Origin of the sequence: Bacillus sp. FDAARGOS_527 (genome assembly GCF_003812125.1) — a bacterium.
GTDB lineage: Bacteria > Bacillota > Bacilli > Bacillales > Bacillaceae_G > Bacillus_A > Bacillus_A paranthracis.
Window position 1 is genome coordinate 3643726 of sequence record NZ_CP033795.1, and the last position, 17862, is coordinate 3661587.

Annotated in this window: 18 protein-coding genes and 2 other annotated features; of the genes, 3 read left to right on the top strand and 15 right to left on the bottom strand. The window is 36.2% G+C overall.

Annotated features, from left to right (window positions below; translation table 11 throughout):
• Nucleotides 1-80: 80 nt before the first annotated feature.
• Complete coding sequence (locus EGX95_RS21525) at nucleotides 81-638, top strand: HD domain-containing protein (protein WP_000554789.1); 558 nt, start codon at nucleotides 81-83, stop codon at nucleotides 636-638.
• Nucleotides 639-778: 140 nt separating this feature from the next.
• The gene (locus tag EGX95_RS21530; RefSeq protein ID WP_001183249.1) at nucleotides 779-1492 is read left to right on the top strand and encodes a CPBP family intramembrane glutamic endopeptidase; all 714 of its coding nucleotides are present in this window, start codon (nucleotides 779-781) and stop codon (nucleotides 1490-1492) included.
• A gap of 137 nt (nucleotides 1493-1629) precedes the next feature.
• On the opposite strand, the gene EGX95_RS21535 is transcribed toward EGX95_RS21530, so the two are convergent.
• Nucleotides 1630-3429 carry a DHA2 family efflux MFS transporter permease subunit gene (locus EGX95_RS21535; protein ID WP_000095287.1) on the bottom strand — a complete coding sequence of 600 codons (1800 nt, stop codon included), beginning with the start codon at nucleotides 3427-3429 and terminating at the stop codon, nucleotides 1630-1632.
• Nucleotides 3430-3441: 12 nt separating this feature from the next.
• Nucleotides 3442-4095 (bottom strand): HlyD family secretion protein, encoded by a 654-nt coding sequence (locus EGX95_RS21540; RefSeq protein WP_001071404.1) that lies wholly within the window; start codon nucleotides 4093-4095, stop codon nucleotides 3442-3444.
• A 297-nt stretch (nucleotides 4096-4392) separates the two neighbouring features.
• Between EGX95_RS21540 and EGX95_RS21545 the strand changes: the two genes are divergently transcribed.
• Nucleotides 4393-5010: a TetR/AcrR family transcriptional regulator gene (locus tag EGX95_RS21545; protein ID WP_000023670.1), complete on the top strand. Its 618-nt coding sequence runs from the start codon at nucleotides 4393-4395 to the stop codon at nucleotides 5008-5010.
• 41 nt (nucleotides 5011-5051) lie between these two features.
• Here EGX95_RS21545 and EGX95_RS21550 read toward each other — a convergent pair whose 3' ends face one another.
• The 13 genes from EGX95_RS21550 to coaE all read right to left on the bottom strand — a co-directional run bounded on the left by EGX95_RS21550 (nucleotide 5052) and on the right by coaE (nucleotide 17852).
• The gene (locus EGX95_RS21550; RefSeq protein ID WP_000163568.1) at nucleotides 5052-6137 is read right to left on the bottom strand and encodes a M42 family metallopeptidase; all 1086 of its coding nucleotides are present in this window, start codon (nucleotides 6135-6137) and stop codon (nucleotides 5052-5054) included.
• 69 nt (nucleotides 6138-6206) lie between these two features.
• Nucleotides 6207-6698 carry a dUTP diphosphatase gene (locus EGX95_RS21555; RefSeq protein WP_000365050.1) on the bottom strand — a complete coding sequence of 164 codons (492 nt, stop codon included), beginning with the start codon at nucleotides 6696-6698 and terminating at the stop codon, nucleotides 6207-6209.
• Nucleotides 6699-7167: 469 nt separating this feature from the next.
• Nucleotides 7168-7524 carry a 50S ribosomal protein L20 gene (rplT, locus tag EGX95_RS21560; RefSeq protein WP_001138362.1) on the bottom strand — a complete coding sequence of 119 codons (357 nt, stop codon included), beginning with the start codon at nucleotides 7522-7524 and terminating at the stop codon, nucleotides 7168-7170.
• Between the two features lie 37 nt (nucleotides 7525-7561).
• Nucleotides 7562-7762, bottom strand: a complete 201-nt coding sequence (gene rpmI, locus EGX95_RS21565; protein ID WP_001125945.1) for a 50S ribosomal protein L35 — start codon at nucleotides 7760-7762, stop codon at nucleotides 7562-7564.
• Between the two features lie 21 nt (nucleotides 7763-7783).
• On the bottom strand, nucleotides 7784-8287 hold the full coding sequence (gene infC, locus EGX95_RS21570; protein WP_000973214.1) for a translation initiation factor IF-3: 504 nt from the start codon (nucleotides 8285-8287) through the stop codon (nucleotides 7784-7786).
• Between the two features lie 62 nt (nucleotides 8288-8349).
• Nucleotides 8350-8470 (bottom strand) — a sequence feature (ribosomal protein L20 leader region).
• Between the two features lie 210 nt (nucleotides 8471-8680).
• Nucleotides 8681-10618: a threonine--tRNA ligase gene (thrS, locus tag EGX95_RS21575; protein WP_000786084.1), complete on the bottom strand. Its 1938-nt coding sequence runs from the start codon at nucleotides 10616-10618 to the stop codon at nucleotides 8681-8683.
• A 47-nt stretch (nucleotides 10619-10665) separates the two neighbouring features.
• Nucleotides 10666-10894: a binding site (T-box leader), on the bottom strand.
• A 31-nt stretch (nucleotides 10895-10925) separates the two neighbouring features.
• On the bottom strand, nucleotides 10926-11807 hold the full coding sequence (ytxC, locus tag EGX95_RS21580; RefSeq protein ID WP_000569621.1) for a putative sporulation protein YtxC: 882 nt from the start codon (nucleotides 11805-11807) through the stop codon (nucleotides 10926-10928).
• A 279-nt stretch (nucleotides 11808-12086) separates the two neighbouring features.
• Nucleotides 12087-13025, bottom strand: a complete 939-nt coding sequence (gene dnaI / locus EGX95_RS21585; RefSeq protein ID WP_000400101.1) for a primosomal protein DnaI — start codon at nucleotides 13023-13025, stop codon at nucleotides 12087-12089.
• 33 nt (nucleotides 13026-13058) lie between these two features.
• Entirely contained in the window at nucleotides 13059-14465 is a 1407-nt protein-coding gene (locus EGX95_RS21590; RefSeq protein ID WP_000415043.1) for a replication initiation and membrane attachment family protein, read from the bottom strand.
• A 126-nt stretch (nucleotides 14466-14591) separates the two neighbouring features.
• Nucleotides 14592-15053: a transcriptional regulator NrdR gene (nrdR, locus tag EGX95_RS21595; protein WP_001203687.1), complete on the bottom strand. Its 462-nt coding sequence runs from the start codon at nucleotides 15051-15053 to the stop codon at nucleotides 14592-14594.
• Between the two features lie 285 nt (nucleotides 15054-15338).
• On the bottom strand, nucleotides 15339-15722 hold the full coding sequence (gene speD, locus EGX95_RS21600) for an adenosylmethionine decarboxylase (protein ID WP_176504723.1): 384 nt from the start codon (nucleotides 15720-15722) through the stop codon (nucleotides 15339-15341).
• A gap of 389 nt (nucleotides 15723-16111) precedes the next feature.
• Nucleotides 16112-17140, bottom strand: a complete 1029-nt coding sequence (locus EGX95_RS21605; protein WP_000198972.1) for a glyceraldehyde-3-phosphate dehydrogenase — start codon at nucleotides 17138-17140, stop codon at nucleotides 16112-16114.
• A gap of 109 nt (nucleotides 17141-17249) precedes the next feature.
• Nucleotides 17250-17852, bottom strand: a complete 603-nt coding sequence (gene coaE / locus EGX95_RS21610) for a dephospho-CoA kinase (RefSeq protein ID WP_000219296.1) — start codon at nucleotides 17850-17852, stop codon at nucleotides 17250-17252.
• Nucleotides 17853-17862 lie beyond the last annotated feature (10 nt).

Genomic DNA, 17862 nt, shown 5'->3' on the forward strand with positions numbered 1-17862 from the left:
TGGAGTACAATGTTCAAAATACATTTAAACCGATCGATTTTTCTTCATATACACCATTAGATAAAAGGAGTGAATGTTTTATGCACCGTATTACGCTTGAACAAATTTTTAAACACCACATTACACAAAAATACGTAAATCGTTCTGGGATGGTCCACGCGATCGCTGTCGCTTACCATGCGTTTCACTTAGCTAAAAAGCATCACGCCTCAGTCGATGCTGCGACAAAAGCCGGTTTCCTTCATGATATCGGACATCATACATGGTACACAGGCGGCGAATGGGACTATGATTTATATAAAAAGAATGATATACACGCAATTAAAGGAGCAGAAAGAGCTCATAAATTGCTTATTAGATTAGGAGAACACCCTAAACTAGCAAAAGAAATTTCTATCGCCATTCTTCTTCATACAGATTCTTTCTTAGTGGAACAAGAAATTGAAAGAACGTCTCTTCAAAATATTATTAAATGGGCAGACGAAGCAGATGAAGAACCGGGCGGAGCGCATCATTATCGAACAATTTCTTATGAAAAAGCACTAAAAGCAATTCAACAGTTAGATCGATTGGTAGAGCGTGAATTACAAATAGAGCAATCGAAATCAAACAACAAAACAGAACATAGTTATCAATGAGAAAGAGGCATCACTATAGGGTGATACCTCTTTTATTATTTTATGGAAAATACACCTTTATATGTAATATTTAAATGTTACATTCAAAAATCAAATACTTTATAATTAAATATACAAATATAAAGAGGTGGTTTAAACATATGCAACCTACTACACAACTTCCGCACGAACAAAAACAATCCATGTCATGGGGACAATTTATCCCCTCTACTCTATTTGCATTTTGGGGCACTGGTTTTATAACTACATTCCTTATACTCCCACTAATAATGTATAAAAGTATATTTGCAGATAAAACACAAATCGCCTTATACGAATCTATTATAGATACGACAGGTACTGCACTACAACTAATTATTCTATTGTTTTTCATATTTAAATACGAGCCTGCCAAAACATTATTATTACCATCATTTGACTTTAGTGTATTAAAAAAATATCGTACATACGCATACTTGTTCATTATCTTTTCATTAAGTATCCTTTTCAATTCATTCGTATTACAACACGTATTTCCAGATGCATCAGAAGAACAATCGTCTGCGTTAAACTTACATATTTTAAGCCAATATCAAATATTGTTACTTATCGGGTCCGCAATACTTACACCCATTTTTGAAGAACTCATTTTCAGAGGTTTTATGCTTCGCTTCTTCTCAGAACGGTTCCCATTCTGGATTGCTGCAATTTTGACAAGTTTATTTTTCGGAGTCGCCCATACATACTCACTGGGAATAATGGTGAGTGCGTTCTTCGCAGGGCTAATGATGGCTTTTTTATACAGGAAAACAAATTCCATCATTCCAACCATACTATTTCATATTATAAATAATATAGTAGCACTTTTAAGTTAAAGAGAGATATCATCACGATTTCTCTCTTTATTCTTTTATAACAACTTCAAATTCCTCTTTCTTTAACATTTTTCAATAATTTGGATCGTTATTTCTCATTTATTTATTAATACTATCCAAAATAAAAAGCAGGGAAATTAATTCCCTGCTTTTCTATTTGGTTTATTGCCTGATGGTAAGAAGAACGATAACACCCAAGCAATCCCTGCAAGTATCGTTGCAATTAAGAAGGCATCGTTAATACCGTTAATTGCAGATAACTTTGAAATTTGTCCGAATAATAGTTGCGTGCTCATCGCATCTCCTGCTTGTGCTGAGCCGGCTAAGGCCGCTAAGCTTTGCCCCATGCCGTGTACTTTATCAACTAAAATTGGGTTTGACGTTGTTAACATGTTGCCATAATCTGCTACGTGAGCAGTCGTTTGTTGCGTCATAAGTGTAATTAATATCGCTGTTCCAATTGAACCAGCTACTTGTCTTGACGTATTTTGCGTTGCTGTACCGTGAGAAATTAATTTCATCGGTAGCGCGTTCATACCAGCTGTCATAATTGGCATCATAATGAATGACATACCAATTGAGCGTATAATATAATCCGTCATAATAACGCTATACGGTGTATCCATCGATAATTTTGTAAATTCATATGTCGCATACGTCGTAATTGCCAATCCAATTATCGCTAATGGACGAATGCCATATTTATCGAATAATTTACCCGCTACTGGTCCCATGATCCCCATAATTAATGATCCTGGAAGAAGTAGTAAACCAGATTCAATTGGCGTAAAGCCACGAATGTTTTGCAGATATACCGGAAGTAATAACATACCTCCGAATAATGCCATTGTAACGATTGCGTTAATTACTAAAGTGAAAGTAAATACTGGATATTTAAATACTTGTAAATCAAGCATTTTATTGTCCGTTGTTAACTCTCTCCAAATAAATAACGCTAAACCAATTACACCGATAATAAGTGAAATAACAACTTCTGCACTAGTCCAACTATTATTTCCAGCTTCACTAAATCCGTACAATAAGCTTCCTAGTCCAATACTTGAACTAACCACACCGAATATATCTAATTTTGTTTTAGACACCGGCTGAGCTAGTGTAAAGAATTTTAAAGATAGGAACGTAATAATTAAACCGATAATAAACATCGCATAGAACATTAAGTTCCAGCTGTAATTTTCAATTACCCAACCTGTTACAGTTGGTCCGATAGCTGGTGCTAAAATCATTGCTACGCCTAGTAATCCCATCGCTGCTCCGCGCTTATGAGGCGGGAATAGTGTCATGAAGATATTCATACCAACCGGCATTAAAATACCCGCGCCAACCGCTTGAATAACACGGCCCGTCATCATCATTGTAAAGTTTCCTGAAGTAGCACAAATGATAGATCCTACCGTGAAGAATAACATTGCTGCTACGAATAATTTACGATACGTAAATCGTGAAACTAAAAAGGCACTAATCGGTACTAAAATACCATTTACAAGCATGAAGCCTGTAATTAACCATTGTGCTGTTGAAGTTGATACGTTAAATTCATTCATTAACGGAGGCAATGCAACGTTAATGATTGTTTGGTTTAAAATAGAAACGAACATGCCGAGAATTAATACAGCTACCACTGCTTTTACGTTCACATTCTCTACAGGCATAGACATTTGTTTTTTCGGCACTTCTTTTTCTTGCTTTACTTCTTCTTGCTTTCCTGTTTCCAACTCAACTACATTAGAAATTTCTGGTTCTTGCTTTCGTTCAATGTCTTTCTCTTCTGTTTCAACTTTACTTACTTCTATTTTACTTACGGCTGGGACTTGTTCTTCTCCCATTTTCGTTTTTTTCTTTCGTAAAAGACGATTTACAAGGAAGAAGACGATTATACAAAATAGTGCATATCCTGCAATTACAATTGAGGACATCTCATCTCCCCCTTACTTATGAATACGAACTGTCACATTCATGCCAGGAACAATATTTACTGATTTACTATGATCTAAAGAAATTTTAACTGGTACTACTTGTGTTACTTTCGTATAGTTCGCTGTTGCGTTGCTTGATGGTAACATAGAGAATGTGTTCGCTGTTGTTAAGCCAACTTGTTCTACTTTTCCTGTTAACGTTGTATCTGGGTATGCATCTACATACACATCTACATCTTGACCTTTTTGAACATCATCAACATCTGTTTCTTCAATATTTGCTGTTACCCATAAATTGTTCATATCAAATGCATAAGCGATTGGGCTACCTGCTCCAACGAAAGCATTTGTTGTTGCGTTTGATTGTACAACTGTTGCATTTTGTGGAATTGTTACATCTACTGTTTGTTCTCCATTCGCTGCTGCTACAGTCACAGCACCTAATTTATCATTCTCGTTGTAGTTCTTACCTACTTCAGCTTTCCAGTCAGTTAATTTCCCTGCTACTGGTGATGCAATCGGAATTACCTTTCCATCAATTTTTGCATTGTCTGTTTTTAAGTAATTTTCCGCTTGATTGTAATAGTAATAACCGCCAATACCGCCGCCAACTAGTACAATTAATGTGATAATGTTGATAATCACCATTCTTCGAAACTGATTCATTGCATTCCTCTCCTTATATCGCATATAATTTTTTTCTAAACTATTTACGTCCTTATTGTTTAGATTGTTTAATTGTTAATTATATTAACTTTTAAACAAAAAAATCACACCATCTGCAGTGTAAATCGAAATTTATCTACCTGCGAGCGGTGCTGATTTCTGAAGGACTATCGTTTATAATTATAAATAATTATTTCAAATCTACAACCGACAATTTACGTATGAAATGTCGCTTAAACAACAATATGATACCGATATGTTGTTTAAATACAGAAAATTAAACGAGGTGAAGTAAAAATGTCTATTAAAAATACAAATGATCCACGTGTAAAACGGACGAGACAACTCATACAGGATGCTTTTGTCGCTTTAGTAGGCGAAAAAGGGTTTGAAAATGTAACTGTTCAACATATTGCAGAACGTGCTCCTGTAAATCGCGCTACGTTTTATAGCCATTACCACGATAAATATGACTTACTAGACAAAAGCATTGAAGAAATGTTAGAGAAGCTAACAGAAGTTATTAAACCGAAAAATAGAAATAAAGAAGATTTTCAACTTACATTTGATTCACCACATCCAAATTTCTTGTCTTTATTTGAACATATCGCAGAAAATGCGAACTTCTATAACGTCATGCTTGGTGATAAAGCTGCCGGAAACTTTACGTATAAAATGATGAAAGCCATTCAGACACATTTAACATTAAGCCTCTCTATTGCACAGCCTAACGATGAAAAACTAATGGTTCCACGTGATATTCTCCTTAGTTATGTTACTGGTGCCCATCTCGGCATGATTATGTCATGGCTAAAAAAAGGGATGATATATACCCCGCATTTTATGGCCATGCAATTAACTCGTTTAATCATTTTAGGGGCTCATACTGCCGCGGGATTAGAACGACCTTTTTAAAACACAAAAAAAGCGAAGGAGAGGCTCCTTCGCTTTTTCTATTAATTAAATGTAATGTTATGTACAGCCTCTTTATCAAGACGTTTAATAACTTCTACAATTAACTTCACTGCATTTTCATAATCATCACGGTGTAACATTGCCGCATGAGAATGAATGTAACGGGTTGCAATCGTAATTGCCATAGACGGAATACCATTTACAGCAATATGAATTGCACCTGCATCCGTTCCACCGCCCGCTACTGAATCATATTGGTATGGAATTTGTAATTCATCAGCAACATCAACTACAAAGTCACGTAAACCTGTATGACCAATAACAGAAGCATCATATAAAATGATCTGTGGTCCATCACCCATTTTACTTTGCGCTTCTTTTGACGTTACACCAGGTGTGTCACCAGCAATACCAACATCTACCGCGAACGCGATATCTGGTTTAATATAGTTTGCAGATGTTTTTGCACCACGAAGACCAACTTCTTCTTGTACAGTCCCTACGCCATATACAACGTTTGGATGCTTTTCATCTTTTAATTGTTTTAATACGTCAATTGCAATTGCACAACCAATTCGGTTATCCCATGCTTTTGCAAGTAACATTTTTTCATTCTTCATCACTTGGAATTCAAAATAAGGTACAACTTGATCTCCTGGTCGTACACCCCACTCCATTGCTTCTTCTTGGCTAGAAGCACCAATATCGATGAACATGTCTTTAATTTCAACTGGCTTTTTACGCGCTTCTGGAGGTAAGATATGCGGTGGTTTTGAACCGATAACACCTGTTACATCTCCTTTACGCGTTACAATTGTTACGCGCTGTGCAAGCATAACTTGTGACCACCAGCCACCAACCGTTTGGAAACGAAGGAAACCTTTGTCATCGATTTGTGTAATCATAAATCCAACTTCATCTAAATGACCTGCAACCATAATTTTCGGGCCGTTTTCTTCCCCTACTTTTTTCGCAACTAAACTTCCTAAATTATCAGTAGAAAGTTCGTCCGCAAACGGCTCAATATATTTCTTCATTACTTCGCGTGGTTCACGCTCGTTACCCGCAATACCACGTGCATCTGTTAATTCTTTTAGCATTGTCAATGTCTCGTCTAATTTTGTCATTGCCAACACCCTCCTTTTTCTTCAGTCACTTCATTATACAAAAGGAAATTGAAATATTCAAAAATTAACTTAGTATCCTTGTGTTTGACGCTGATGATTTACTTCGTTTTTATCTAAATATGCCTTTTCAATCTCTTCTTGTTCAAACTCAAGTGCTTGTCCAAGTCGAAGGTAGCTTGTAAATAATTCAATATAGTTCGTAATAGATGGTTGATCTGTAAAACGAATCACCTTCGCATACGTGTCTAAGAAAATTTCTACTTGTGTTTTATTCGTCTGTGCACACTTATAGAATAAGAAGTTTTTATCAATACCTAAATCAATTCCGATTGATAAAATAAAATGTAAACCATCTACGTATTCTTCTAGTATGACTTCACGTTCTGATGCTGGTTTGTTGCTCCAATATTTAAAACAACGTGTTTCATTTGCAAGTTCTCCAATTTCTACAAGAAGAGCTAACATTTTCTCTTTTAACAATTTTTTCGGTTGTAAGTCATGTTCTTTCGCAATACGGTCATCTAATTCTTTTTGTAATTTAAATAGTTGTAGTAAGTCCACTCTATTGTCCTCCTCCAACATCGCATTTTACGCAACAATGTTGTTTCATCTCAAAGTTCATTATTATTTTTCGTTTCTTATTAATAAGTCAGCCATTTACCTCTTTACAAAATAGCTTGTCCTTAATTTACAAATACGTTTCAATCATCACGATTAGATTGTTCACTCCGATTGGTGATAGTTAATAATTATCCAGGAATTGCCCACTATTAAAAATATTATTTTATCTGATGAAAGTTCCATATCATCTTTCCATTATAGCAGTGTCGTTTCAGGTAGGAAAGATACTCTTCTTTCCAGAGGATGATAATTAAAAGAAGCCAGGAGGATTCTCCTGACTTCATATGCATATTCTTCTATATTGCTATAACTTTTATATTGATTTTGTCATATCGATAACGACACACTTCTCTTTGCATACAAATAAAAAACCTTAGAAGAAAAATCTTCTAAGGTTTCAACTAATTAATTAGTTAATGTTGTTTTTTGCAACTGTTGCTAATTCAGCGAAAGCTTTTTCGTCATGAACAGCTAAGTCAGCAAGCATCTTGCGGTTAACTTCGATGCCAGCATTTTTAAGACCGTGCATTAAGCGGCTGTAAGAAAGACCATTCATACGAGCTGCTGCGTTGATACGTGTAATCCATAATTTACGGAAGTCACGTTTCTTTTGACGGCGGTCACGGAATGCATACATTAGAGATTTCATAACCTGTTGGTTAGCAACCTTGAATAATGTATTTTTTGAACCGTAGTAACCTTTTGCTAATTTAATTACTTTTTTACGACGTTGACGAGTAACTGTACCACCTTTTACTCTTGGCATAATATTACCTCCTAATTGTTCTATATATCAGCCGAACTTATTTTAAGTTGTCAAGCATTTGACGAATGCGTTTGAAGTCACCAGCGCTTACTACACCAGCTTTACGTAGTTTACGTTTAGCTTTTGTAGATTTGTTAGCGAATAAATGGCTTGTGTAAGCGTGAGAACGTTTCAGTTTACCTGATCCAGTCTTTTTGAAACGCTTTGCAGCGCCGCGATGAGTTTTTTGTTTAGGCATAGGTATTTCCTCCTCTATCTATTACTTATCGTTTTTCGGTGCTAAAACTAAGAACATACTGCGTCCTTCCATTTTAGGCTTAGATTCGATTGTACTAACTTCAGCACAAGCTTCTGAGAAGCGATCTAAAACACGTTGACCGATTTCTTTATGAGTAATGGCACGTCCTTTAAAGCGAATTGACGCTTTAACCTTGTCGCCTTTCTCTAAAAACTTGATAGCATTACGAAGTTTTGTGTTAAAGTCGTGTTCATCAATTGTTGGACTTAAACGAACTTCTTTCATGCTAATTACTTTTTGATTTTTGCGCTGTTCTTTTTCTTTCTTCTGTTGCTCAAAGCGGAATTTACCGTAGTCCATAATGCGGCATACTGGCGGTTTCGCATTTGGAGCAACTAATACTAAATCAAGATTAAGATTTGCAGCTAAGTCTAAAGCGTCATTACGAGACTTGATTCCAAGTTGATCGCCATTTGCGCCAACTAAACGTACTTCACGTGCACGAATTTGCTCGTTAATCATCATATCCTTGCTAATAGTAAGCCACCTCCAAGGTTTTCTCAGAACATAGTTTGTAGTCATAGAACCCGACAAAAAAAGTGCGGGCATACGACACCCACACTTGTAAAATCTTAAGTAAGAAATACATTTACCTGTAAACTGCGAATGCGTCCATCAGGTGAGAAGCGGGTGCTTCTACTTGTTCCACAAAACAATATTCTATTATCCTTGATGAGTTTATCATAGGACATGACGTCTGTCAAGAAGACGCGATGTGTTTTACTAACAACAAGAAATATTGTAACAAACAACTAACATACTTGCAATACTTTTTTACGATAAGTGTTACATGGTTTTTTTTTCTAATTTTTCTTACTCATATTACATAGAAAAGCCGCGGTATACCGCGGCTTTTTCTTATCGTTTTCCTTCTACTTTAATCATATCAACAAAAGCATCTAATGCGATTGTTTCTGATTTTTGTTCACCGTATTTACGTACGTTTACGCCGTTTTCAGTTACTTCATTGTCACCTACTACAAGCATGTACGGAATTTTTTGCATTTGTGCTTCACGGATTTTGTAACCAATTTTCTCTTCACGAGTATCTAATTCAACACGCATACCAGCACGGCGTAATTCGTCTTGTACTTTCTTCGCATAGTCTAAATGTACTTGCGGAGAAACTGGAATTACTTGTACTTGAACTGGAGCTAACCAAGTTGGGAATGCACCTTTGTATTCTTCAATTAAGAAGGCTACGAAACGTTCCATAGTAGATACAACACCACGGTGAATTACAACTGGACGATGTTGTTTACCGTCTTCACCAACGTAAGATAGTTCAAAGCGTTCTGGAAGTAAGAAGTCTAATTGTACAGTTGAAAGTGTTTCGTCTTTTCCAAGAGCAGTACGAACTTGAACGTCAAGTTTTGGACCGTAGAATGCCGCTTCACCTTCAGCTTCATAGTAATCAAGACCCATTTCATCCATAGCTTCTTTTAACATACCTTGTGCTTTTTCCCACATCTCATCATCAGCATAGTACTTTTTAGTATCTGCTGGGTCGCGATAAGATAGACGGAATGAGTAGTTCTCTAAACCGAAATCTTTGTACACTTCTAGAGTTAAGTTTACAACACGTTTTAATTCTTCTTTAATTTGATCTGGGCGTACGAAAATGTGCGCATCGTTTAAAGTCATTCCGCGTACACGTTGTAATCCAGATAACGCACCTGACATTTCATAGCGGTGCATTGTTCCAAGTTCCGCAATACGGATTGGTAATTCACGGTAGCTGTGAATATCGTTTTTATAAACCATCATGTGGTGAGGGCAGTTCATCGGACGAAGAACTAACTCTTCATTATCCATTTCCATTGATGGGAACATACCATCACGGTAGTGGTTCCAGTGACCAGAAGTTTCATAAAGCTCTCTGCTTCCTAGTACTGGAGTGTATACGTGATCATAGCCTAAGCTTGCTTCTTTATCAACGATGTAACGCTCGATAATGCGGCGGATTGTTGCACCCTTTGGTAACCAAAGTGGTAAACCTTGTCCTACTTTTTGGCTATTAGTAAATAGTTTTAATTCTTTACCTAATTTACGGTGATCGCGCTCTTTCGCTTCTTCAAGCATGCGTAAATGCTCATCTAATTCTGCTTTCTTAACGAATGCAGTACCGTAAATACGTTGTAACATTTTATTATTGCTATCGCCGCGCCAGTAAGCACCCGCAACGCTTAATAATTTAAATACTTTAATTTTCCCTGTAGATGGAAGGTGAACGCCACGGCAAAGGTCGAAGAATTCGCCTTGCTCATAGATTGAAATAACAGCATCTTCTGGAAGATCGTTAATTAAATCTAATTTTAACTCATCGCCGATTTCTTCAAAACGACGAATTGCTTCTGCACGTGGTACTTCATGACGAACGATTTCTAAGTTCTCGTTCACAATTTTTTGCATTTCTTTTTCGATTTTCTTGAAGTCTTCAACTGTAATTGCTTCTTCCATATCAATATCGTAGTAGAAGCCATTTTCAATTACTGGACCAATGCCAAGCTCAACCTTAACATCTTTATATAAACGTTTTAACGCTTGCGCTAAAAGGTGAGCTGTTGAGTGGCGTAAAATATATAAGCCATCTTCAGAATCTAATGTAATGATAGAAACTGCACCATCTTCTTCGATTGGTGTAACAAGATCAATCATCTCATCATTTAATTTTCCAGCCACAGCTTTTTTCTTTAAGCCTGGGCTAATAGAAGCTGCGATTTCTTCAGTTGTTACGCCTTTTGGAAACTCCTTCACAGCTCCATCAGGGAAAGTAATTTTAACTACATCTGCCATCACTGGTCACTCCTCTTTTTCTCAAAATAAAAAACACTCATCCCGTAAAAAGGGACGAGTGTTGAATTCGTGGTTCCACCCTTGTTCCAATTAACATAATTGTTAATTGCTCAAGTTCAACATAACGGTGTTGTCCGTTAGCAATTACTTGAAAAACCGTTCACTGCTAAAGTTTAGAGGTGGTAAGTAATAATCCCGTACTAGGAAGCTCACACCCTAAGGCTTCCCTCTCTGAAAATCGTAGAAAATTACTCATGTCCTCATCATGACATTTCAATATATTTCATTTATGTAGGTAATTATATGCTCAAAAACTTAGAAAATCAAGGGCGTTACCTTTATTTTTTAAATTTTTCACATTGCGCTCAAACTCATGTAATCCATGTAATTGTACCCGTTCTTGAAATACATTTCGCAAAGTAATAATCATATTATGGTCTTGTTCTTTCGTATATAAATAAATTTTTTTCGGCGAAATAGAAAGAAGTGGTGCAATTACTTTCGTATCAATATATACATCCTTTTGTTTTAATAAGTCTTCATCTATATATTGAACCAATTTCTCTTGTTTTAAACGTCTACCTTTATCATCATAGAAAATAAAACTTTCATCAAAAATAAGATGTACACATGACAAACGTGATTTCCGGCTACGGACTTGTTGCCGGAGCGTCTCAATAAACATTTGATATTCTTGTTCTAACTTATACTCATCAATCGCAACTTCAGCAAGCTTAGCTACCATTTCCCTATATGTACGAAGACGAAAACGAACATATGATGAAAACGAGAATGAAAGCGGATCACAAAGCCAGTTATTTAAAGAGGATTTAATATATGATTCAAATGTGTGACGTGTTAATTCACGAGCAATTCCTTTTCTTCTTCCTTTTAAAATCTCTTGTGCCATATGCAATATTTGATGGCACTCTTCCTCTTCTTCATAAAAAAACTTCTCTTTTAAGATTGTATATATCCACTCATTTTGTTTCACATTCACAATGAAATATACCATTACTGGCAATAAAATCTTTTCAATATAATTTGATTCACGTACTGGTATGTGAATCACCACTTTTTGTTCCTGTAAATACACACTCGTTTCCTTATATAACAGTTCCGCTCTTTTCAATAGTTGTCTATATACGTGCATAGCATCATTTTTTTCTTCGAAGCAAATTTCAATCACTTTTGTCCCCCCTTTTATCCCTGCTCTAAAGGACTGTATCTATACGTTACAAATCCTATAAGAGTCCGTCCCGCTTGAAAGTTCACTCTTAGTAGAATTACCTTTCCTATCGTTAGAAAATCTACTCGATATGGCTTGCTAATTTTATATATATTAAGGGAGGGAGAAAAAAATGATACAAGCTAATAGGAATTTTCAATAAGAACTTTTCATTTTATAATTCGACTACTTTAAAAAGCGTTTAACTACAAAAAAAGAGCAAGCTTTTCAGCTTGCTCTTTACTTATGACGACGGTTTTTCCCGCCAATCGGAATTGGTTTCGCCAAATATTTAATGCGTTCCATAATACGAGCTGCTTTCATTTCTTCCGCTTCACCGCGCTGCGTATATGTTAAATGATGTTCTAGCTGTTTAAAATCAAAGTTAGACGTAAAGAACGTCGGTAAGTTTTCTAACATACGGAATTGCAAAATTGCACCGAGTACATCATCACGCACAAAGCTTGACATCGCTTCTGCTCCAATATCATCTAACATTAAAACTTGTACGCGTTTCACCGCATCAATCTTTTCCCCAATCGAATTATCTTGAATTGAACTTTTAATTTCACGTAAAAATTCAGGGAAATATACGAGCATTGAACTTATTTTCTTTCGAGCAAGCTCATTCGCAATTGCTCCTAATAAATACGTTTTCCCTACACCAAATTTACCGTACAAATATAAACCTTGTACTTTTTTACCAGGTTCATATGTACTTAAAAATTCATTAGCTGCACCAATTGCATCAATACGCGCATCTAAATCTGAAGGATCTAAGTTTTCCATCGTTGCTTGTAAAATATCAGTTGGCATATATACACTTTGAACGAGCTTTTCATATTTCTTCCTCTCGTCATATGCTACTTTTCTAACGCAACGATCATATTGAATATCAATCATCTTCCCTTGGATAACGAGCTTTGGCTCATATCCTTGCAGCATGTTTTTACACGAACCTAGATCCGGACAATCCGCGCAACCTACACTTTGTCCAATATATTCGTATAATTTCACAAGACTGCGTTCAATCATAGACGTTGTTACTTCCCCTTTATGTTCGTCTATAAATTCTTTCACACGCGGATGTGCCATTACTTCCGCCTTTAATACTTCATATCTATTTTTAAAATTTTCATTTTCCATTAATTTTGCAAATGAATTTTGAATATGCTCCATTTCCTCACCTCAAAGAGCGTTCATTCTCTTCTATTAATCACGCTTATATTTTTTTAACACTTCTTCTAGTCGTTTCCGTTCATCCTCTAACGTACTTGCACCTTTTTCAGCACTTGCATCTTTTTTCACAGTTTCTTTCTCTTGTTCTTTCGGCTCTTCTTTCAGCCAATCTGGTACCATTTCTTTTCGTACCGTTTTCTTCGATGTACGGCCTTTCTTCTTCGTCTCAGCCCATTCTTGATATTGACGGTTTTCTTCTTTCGCTAATGCCATCGCTTCAGCTACTGTACCGACCTTTTTACGTGCCCAATGTCCAGCAATCTTCTCCACATACGTTTTCGCAAGTTTCATATCTGAGCGTAGCATAACGTAATAAATAAGTACATTCACAACACCTGGCGTTAATTTTTGATTGATCATTACATCTTCAACAATTTGCAAGTCAGCCTTCGTCGCCTCTGCACCACCAGAGATTTCTTTCAATAGTTGTTTTGGTGAGATTTCCTCTAGCTGTTTGATTAACATCTCTTCTTGCGTAGAAGGCTCTTTTTCTTTCATCATACGTGCAGCGTGAGGCTGTACTCTTTCACTTAATACAGGTAACGCTTGGCCGTTTTCGAACTGATACCAATCACGTGCTCCTTTTCTAAGCCTTTCGATATCAATTGTCTGCATCTCTGTCACCGCACCAAGAACGATATTTTGCATCGATAACACATCTACATCATACACGTAAGCAAGTGTAATGACACATTCTCGCACTTGATCTGTAATCGCCTTTTTAGGAACAAGAGCGGACAAGCCATCTACAAATAAGGAGAAATCAAAGAAATCATTCCAAACTTTTGGAGCGTCTCCCTTTTCATTACTTGGCATAGCTGTCGTTTTTGGAATACGAAGGTCTTCTTGCGCATGCTCAAGCTGCCCTGGATTAAACGAACCAAACACATCATTAAAAGAACGCGTAACATTTTCATAAGATGCAAAATCAAATTCTTCTTCTAAGAAATAATGCTTTACTTGATTATATTTTGTCCGACTCAATCGATTGTATAAAAAGATACTTAAAACAATATCATCAAAAAACTGCTTCGGAGATAAAGGTGGTTGCAGCTCATATATAAACATTCGAATATCTTTTTCTTTCTTAATATATACTTTCAAAAGTCCAATTGCCTCTAACTTTACTCGTTCCTCATATACTTCAGGAAGCTGCATTTGCATGGTCACCATAAGGGAATGATGCGTATTCTCTTTTCCAAATACACGATCTTGTTCTAACTCTCCCCATAGCGTCATGTACAAGCTAAAAGCTCTACTACCTATTAACGGCTGATATAACATCGTTAACACTTTTCGGTCGTAATTATGCAATAATCCTTTCGCACTTACTTTATAACGATCAATCGGCAATAGCTCCATCCATGACTGTTTTTCCATTCTTGCTTTCCTTTCTCTCATCCAATCTTCACTATATAATTTATTAGCGAAAAAGAGCTATTAGCTTTCGCTTCTAGCTCTCTTATCTCATTACTTACGGTATGTAAAGAGAATACGATACAGATTCTACTCTCTTTCTTTTTGCAGTATATCTTTTAATTCTTCAATAAATACATTTAAATCTTTAAATTGGCGATATACAGAAGCAAAACGCACGTAAGCAACATCATCGATATCACGTAGTTCTTCCATAACAATTTCACCAATCATATCACTTTTCACTTCTGATATACCTAAATTACGAAGTTCACGTTCCACACTTTGAGTTACTTCTTCTAATTGTCTTAAAGATACTGGTCTTTTTTCACACGCTTTAATTAAGCCACGTAAAATCTTTTCTTTATTAAACTCTTCTCGTGTTCCTTCTTTTTTTACAACGATAAGAGGTGACTCTTCCACTCTTTCAAATGTCGTAAAGCGGCTTAAACAGCTTTCACACTCTCTCCTTCTTCGAATAGAGCGCCCCTCGTCTACCGGACGCGAATCTAACACTCTTGTACCATTATGAGAACAGGATGGACAACGCAATATATTCACTCCTTTACACTATACTCTTTATTTTTTCTCTACTTACTTCATCTGACAATATATATACATTATTATATAACTCATTTTAACTCTCTTACCACTTTAAGTTTAAACGCATTATGTTATCATCTCGTTTTCAAAAATAAGATAGTAGATAGGGCGTTAACTCATTCGTAAGAGCTCCATTTATTCAACTAACGAGTACGTTATATTTTCCCTTTTTTATAAACTAAAAAAGAGGTGCATTATACACCTCTTTACATTTTAAATCAATTATGTTCTTTTTTAAAGAGCTTTTGTTTCTCTCTGCTTAATTTCGAAGCTACCAGTGCCTCGAGGAAGCTCGATGCTCTCACGCGTTTTCGCGCTTAAACCTTCTGCAATATATTCTGCAGCAACATTTGGATCAATACGATCCCCACAAGTATAAACATCAATACTTGCGTAACCGTGCTCCGGAAAGCTATGAATTGTTAAATGTGATTCCGAGATAATTACTACTCCACTTACACCTTGTGGTGCAAATTTATGGAAAGCAACCTCACGCACTTCAGCACCAGCTCTTAGTGCTGCATCCACAAATAATTGTTCAATATACGGCATGTCATTAAGCTTGTCGAAATCGCAATCCCAAAGTTCAGCGATCACGTGACGACCCATCGTATCCATAGTATCCATTCTACAGTTCCCCCTTGTAAATTTATTCTAACTGTTCGAATTGAAAACTAATTTGCAATTTGGCTTGCTCCACTACCACGGGGGAAAGTTAGTCCAGAGAGGTCCTAACCCTTTAAGTAGTGACTACGTACCTCAGCTCTTAAGTTTACGAGTGTTAGTATACTTTGTTTATTTTCATTTTGCAACAACAGTTTTTTCGATTTTCTGTCATATTTTCCTCTTTACTTTTCCCTAAAAAAAATAAATGATTCACAAATACAGTAACCCCAACGTTTCGTGGTATGTCCACTTTCAAAAATATACTCCTGTAATTTTTTTCCTTTTCAGAAAAAAATAAAAAAAAGAGGGCAAATATTCCACTTGCCCTCTCCCTTATTCACTTAAATATGTTGCACATTTTCTTGCTTCGCTAATTCGTCAACAACTAACGTTACAAGATCTACAACACGACGAGAGTAGCCCCACTCGTTATCATACCAAGCCAGCACTTTCACTTTACGATCACCCATTACCATTGTAGATAAACCATCAATGATAGCTGAGTGTGTATTTGTATTAAAGTCAATAGATACTAAAGGCTCTTCGCTGAATTCTACAATGCCTTTTAACGCACCGTTTGCAACAGTTTTGAATGCATCGTTAATAGCTTCAACTGTTACATCACGTTTTACATCTACTACTAAGTCAACAAGAGACACGTTTGGTGTTGGTACACGAAGTGCCATACCATGAAGTTTTCCATTTAAATGTGGAAGAACTTTTGCTAGCGCTTTCGCAGCACCTGTCGTTGTCGGAATAATTGATTGTCCGCAAGCACGTGCTCTTCTTAAATCTTTATGTGGGTTATCAATATTTTTTTGGTCATTTGTATAAGCGTGAACTGTCGTCATTAAACCGTTTTCAATTCCAAACTGCTCATCTAACACCTTCACAACAGGTGCTAAACAGTTTGTTGTACAAGATGCATTTGAAATAACAGTATGTTTTGTAATATCTAATTGGTCTTCGTTCACACCTACTACAATTGTTACATCTTCATTTTTACCAGGCGCTGTTAAAATAACTTTTTTCGCTCCAGCTTCAACGTGAAGAATTGCTTTTTCTTTTGAATTAAATTTACCAGTTGCTTCAATTACAACTTCAACACCTAAATCTGTCCAAGGCAATTCCTTTGGATCGCGGTTGTTTAAAAGGCGAATCATTTTCCCATCAACTAATAAGTGATCTTCAAATGCTTCTACTGTTCCGTCAAACTTGCCGTGAACTGTATCATATTTAATTAAATGTGCTAACGTTTCAGATGGATAGCTTGCATTGATTGCTACAATTTCGAATGCGCTTTCTTTTATTGCCTGACGAAATACCATTCTCCCAATACGTCCAAATCCATTAATTGCCACACGAGTCATAATATGTTATCCCCCTTGAATGCGTTATACTATTTATCTCCAATCCCAATAATAGTATAACACAAAAAGGGGATATGTCACTAAGCATTTTCATTAATTTCACAATTTTTTAGTCAATAACGTTCCAATTCTTTAAAATCACCTGCAATTGTGTTTTCGTTCCCATAATTGTGCCATCATTATTTATTACTTCATCTGCATGCTTCACTTTTTCTTCTAACGGCATTTGAGATTGAATACGAGCTGTTGCTTCTTCTTCTGAAAAATTATTTCGCTTCATTAAACGTTCTAATTGCGTATGCGGCTTAACTGCTACAACTAAAACGCGGTCAACGAGACTTGTTAATTTACTTTCAAATAAGAGAGGAATATCTAACACAACCGCTTGCATACCTTCTTTTATGTACATTTCCTTTTGCCTATTCATTTCCTCACGCACTGCAGGATGAACAATTTTGTTTAACTGCAATCGTTTCTCTTCATTATAGAAAACGACACTTCCTAATTTCGGTCGATCCAGTTCTCCATCTTCTTGTAGTACTTCCGTTCCAAACACTTCTACAATTTTGTTATATGCTGGCTTTCCTCGTTCTACAACTTCTCGCGCAATAATATCTGCATCAATAACTGGTATATTTAGCTCGCGAAACATTTGAGATACTGTACTTTTTCCGCTTGCAATACCTCCCGTTAATCCAATTACTACTGTCATCATATAATCC

Bases quoted from the DNA above. Each gene is read 5' to 3' on its own strand.
- EGX95_RS21550 (WP_000163568.1), bottom strand. From the start codon at position 6,137: ATGACAAAATTAGACGAGACATTGACAATGCTAAAAGAATTAACAGAT.
- dnaI (WP_000400101.1), bottom strand. From the start codon at position 13,025: ATGGAGCATATTCAAAATTCATTTGCAAAATTAATGGAAAATGAAAAT.
- speD (WP_176504723.1), bottom strand. From the start codon at position 15,722: ATGGATACGATGGGTCGTCACGTGATCGCTGAACTTTGGGATTGCGAT.
- infC (WP_000973214.1), bottom strand. From the start codon at position 8,287: ATGATGATTAACGAGCAAATTCGTGCACGTGAAGTACGTTTAGTTGGC.
- rplT (WP_001138362.1), bottom strand. From the start codon at position 7,524: ATGCCAAGAGTAAAAGGTGGTACAGTTACTCGTCAACGTCGTAAAAAA.
- EGX95_RS21605 (WP_000198972.1), bottom strand. From the start codon at position 17,140: ATGACTCGTGTGGCAATTAATGGATTTGGACGTATTGGGAGAATGGTA.
- coaE (WP_000219296.1), bottom strand. From the start codon at position 17,852: ATGACAGTAGTAATTGGATTAACGGGAGGTATTGCAAGCGGAAAAAGT.
- rpmI (WP_001125945.1), bottom strand. From the start codon at position 7,762: ATGCCTAAACAAAAAACTCATCGCGGCGCTGCAAAGCGTTTCAAAAAG.
- EGX95_RS21590 (WP_000415043.1), bottom strand. From the start codon at position 14,465: ATGGAAAAACAGTCATGGATGGAGCTATTGCCGATTGATCGTTATAAA.
- EGX95_RS21545 (WP_000023670.1), top strand. From the start codon at position 4,393: ATGTCTATTAAAAATACAAATGATCCACGTGTAAAACGGACGAGACAA.
- EGX95_RS21535 (WP_000095287.1), bottom strand. From the start codon at position 3,429: ATGTCCTCAATTGTAATTGCAGGATATGCACTATTTTGTATAATCGTC.
- EGX95_RS21540 (WP_001071404.1), bottom strand. From the start codon at position 4,095: ATGAATCAGTTTCGAAGAATGGTGATTATCAACATTATCACATTAATT.
- thrS (WP_000786084.1), bottom strand. From the start codon at position 10,618: ATGGCAGATGTAGTTAAAATTACTTTCCCTGATGGAGCTGTGAAGGAG.
- EGX95_RS21530 (WP_001183249.1), top strand. From the start codon at position 779: ATGCAACCTACTACACAACTTCCGCACGAACAAAAACAATCCATGTCA.
- EGX95_RS21525 (WP_000554789.1), top strand. From the start codon at position 81: ATGCACCGTATTACGCTTGAACAAATTTTTAAACACCACATTACACAA.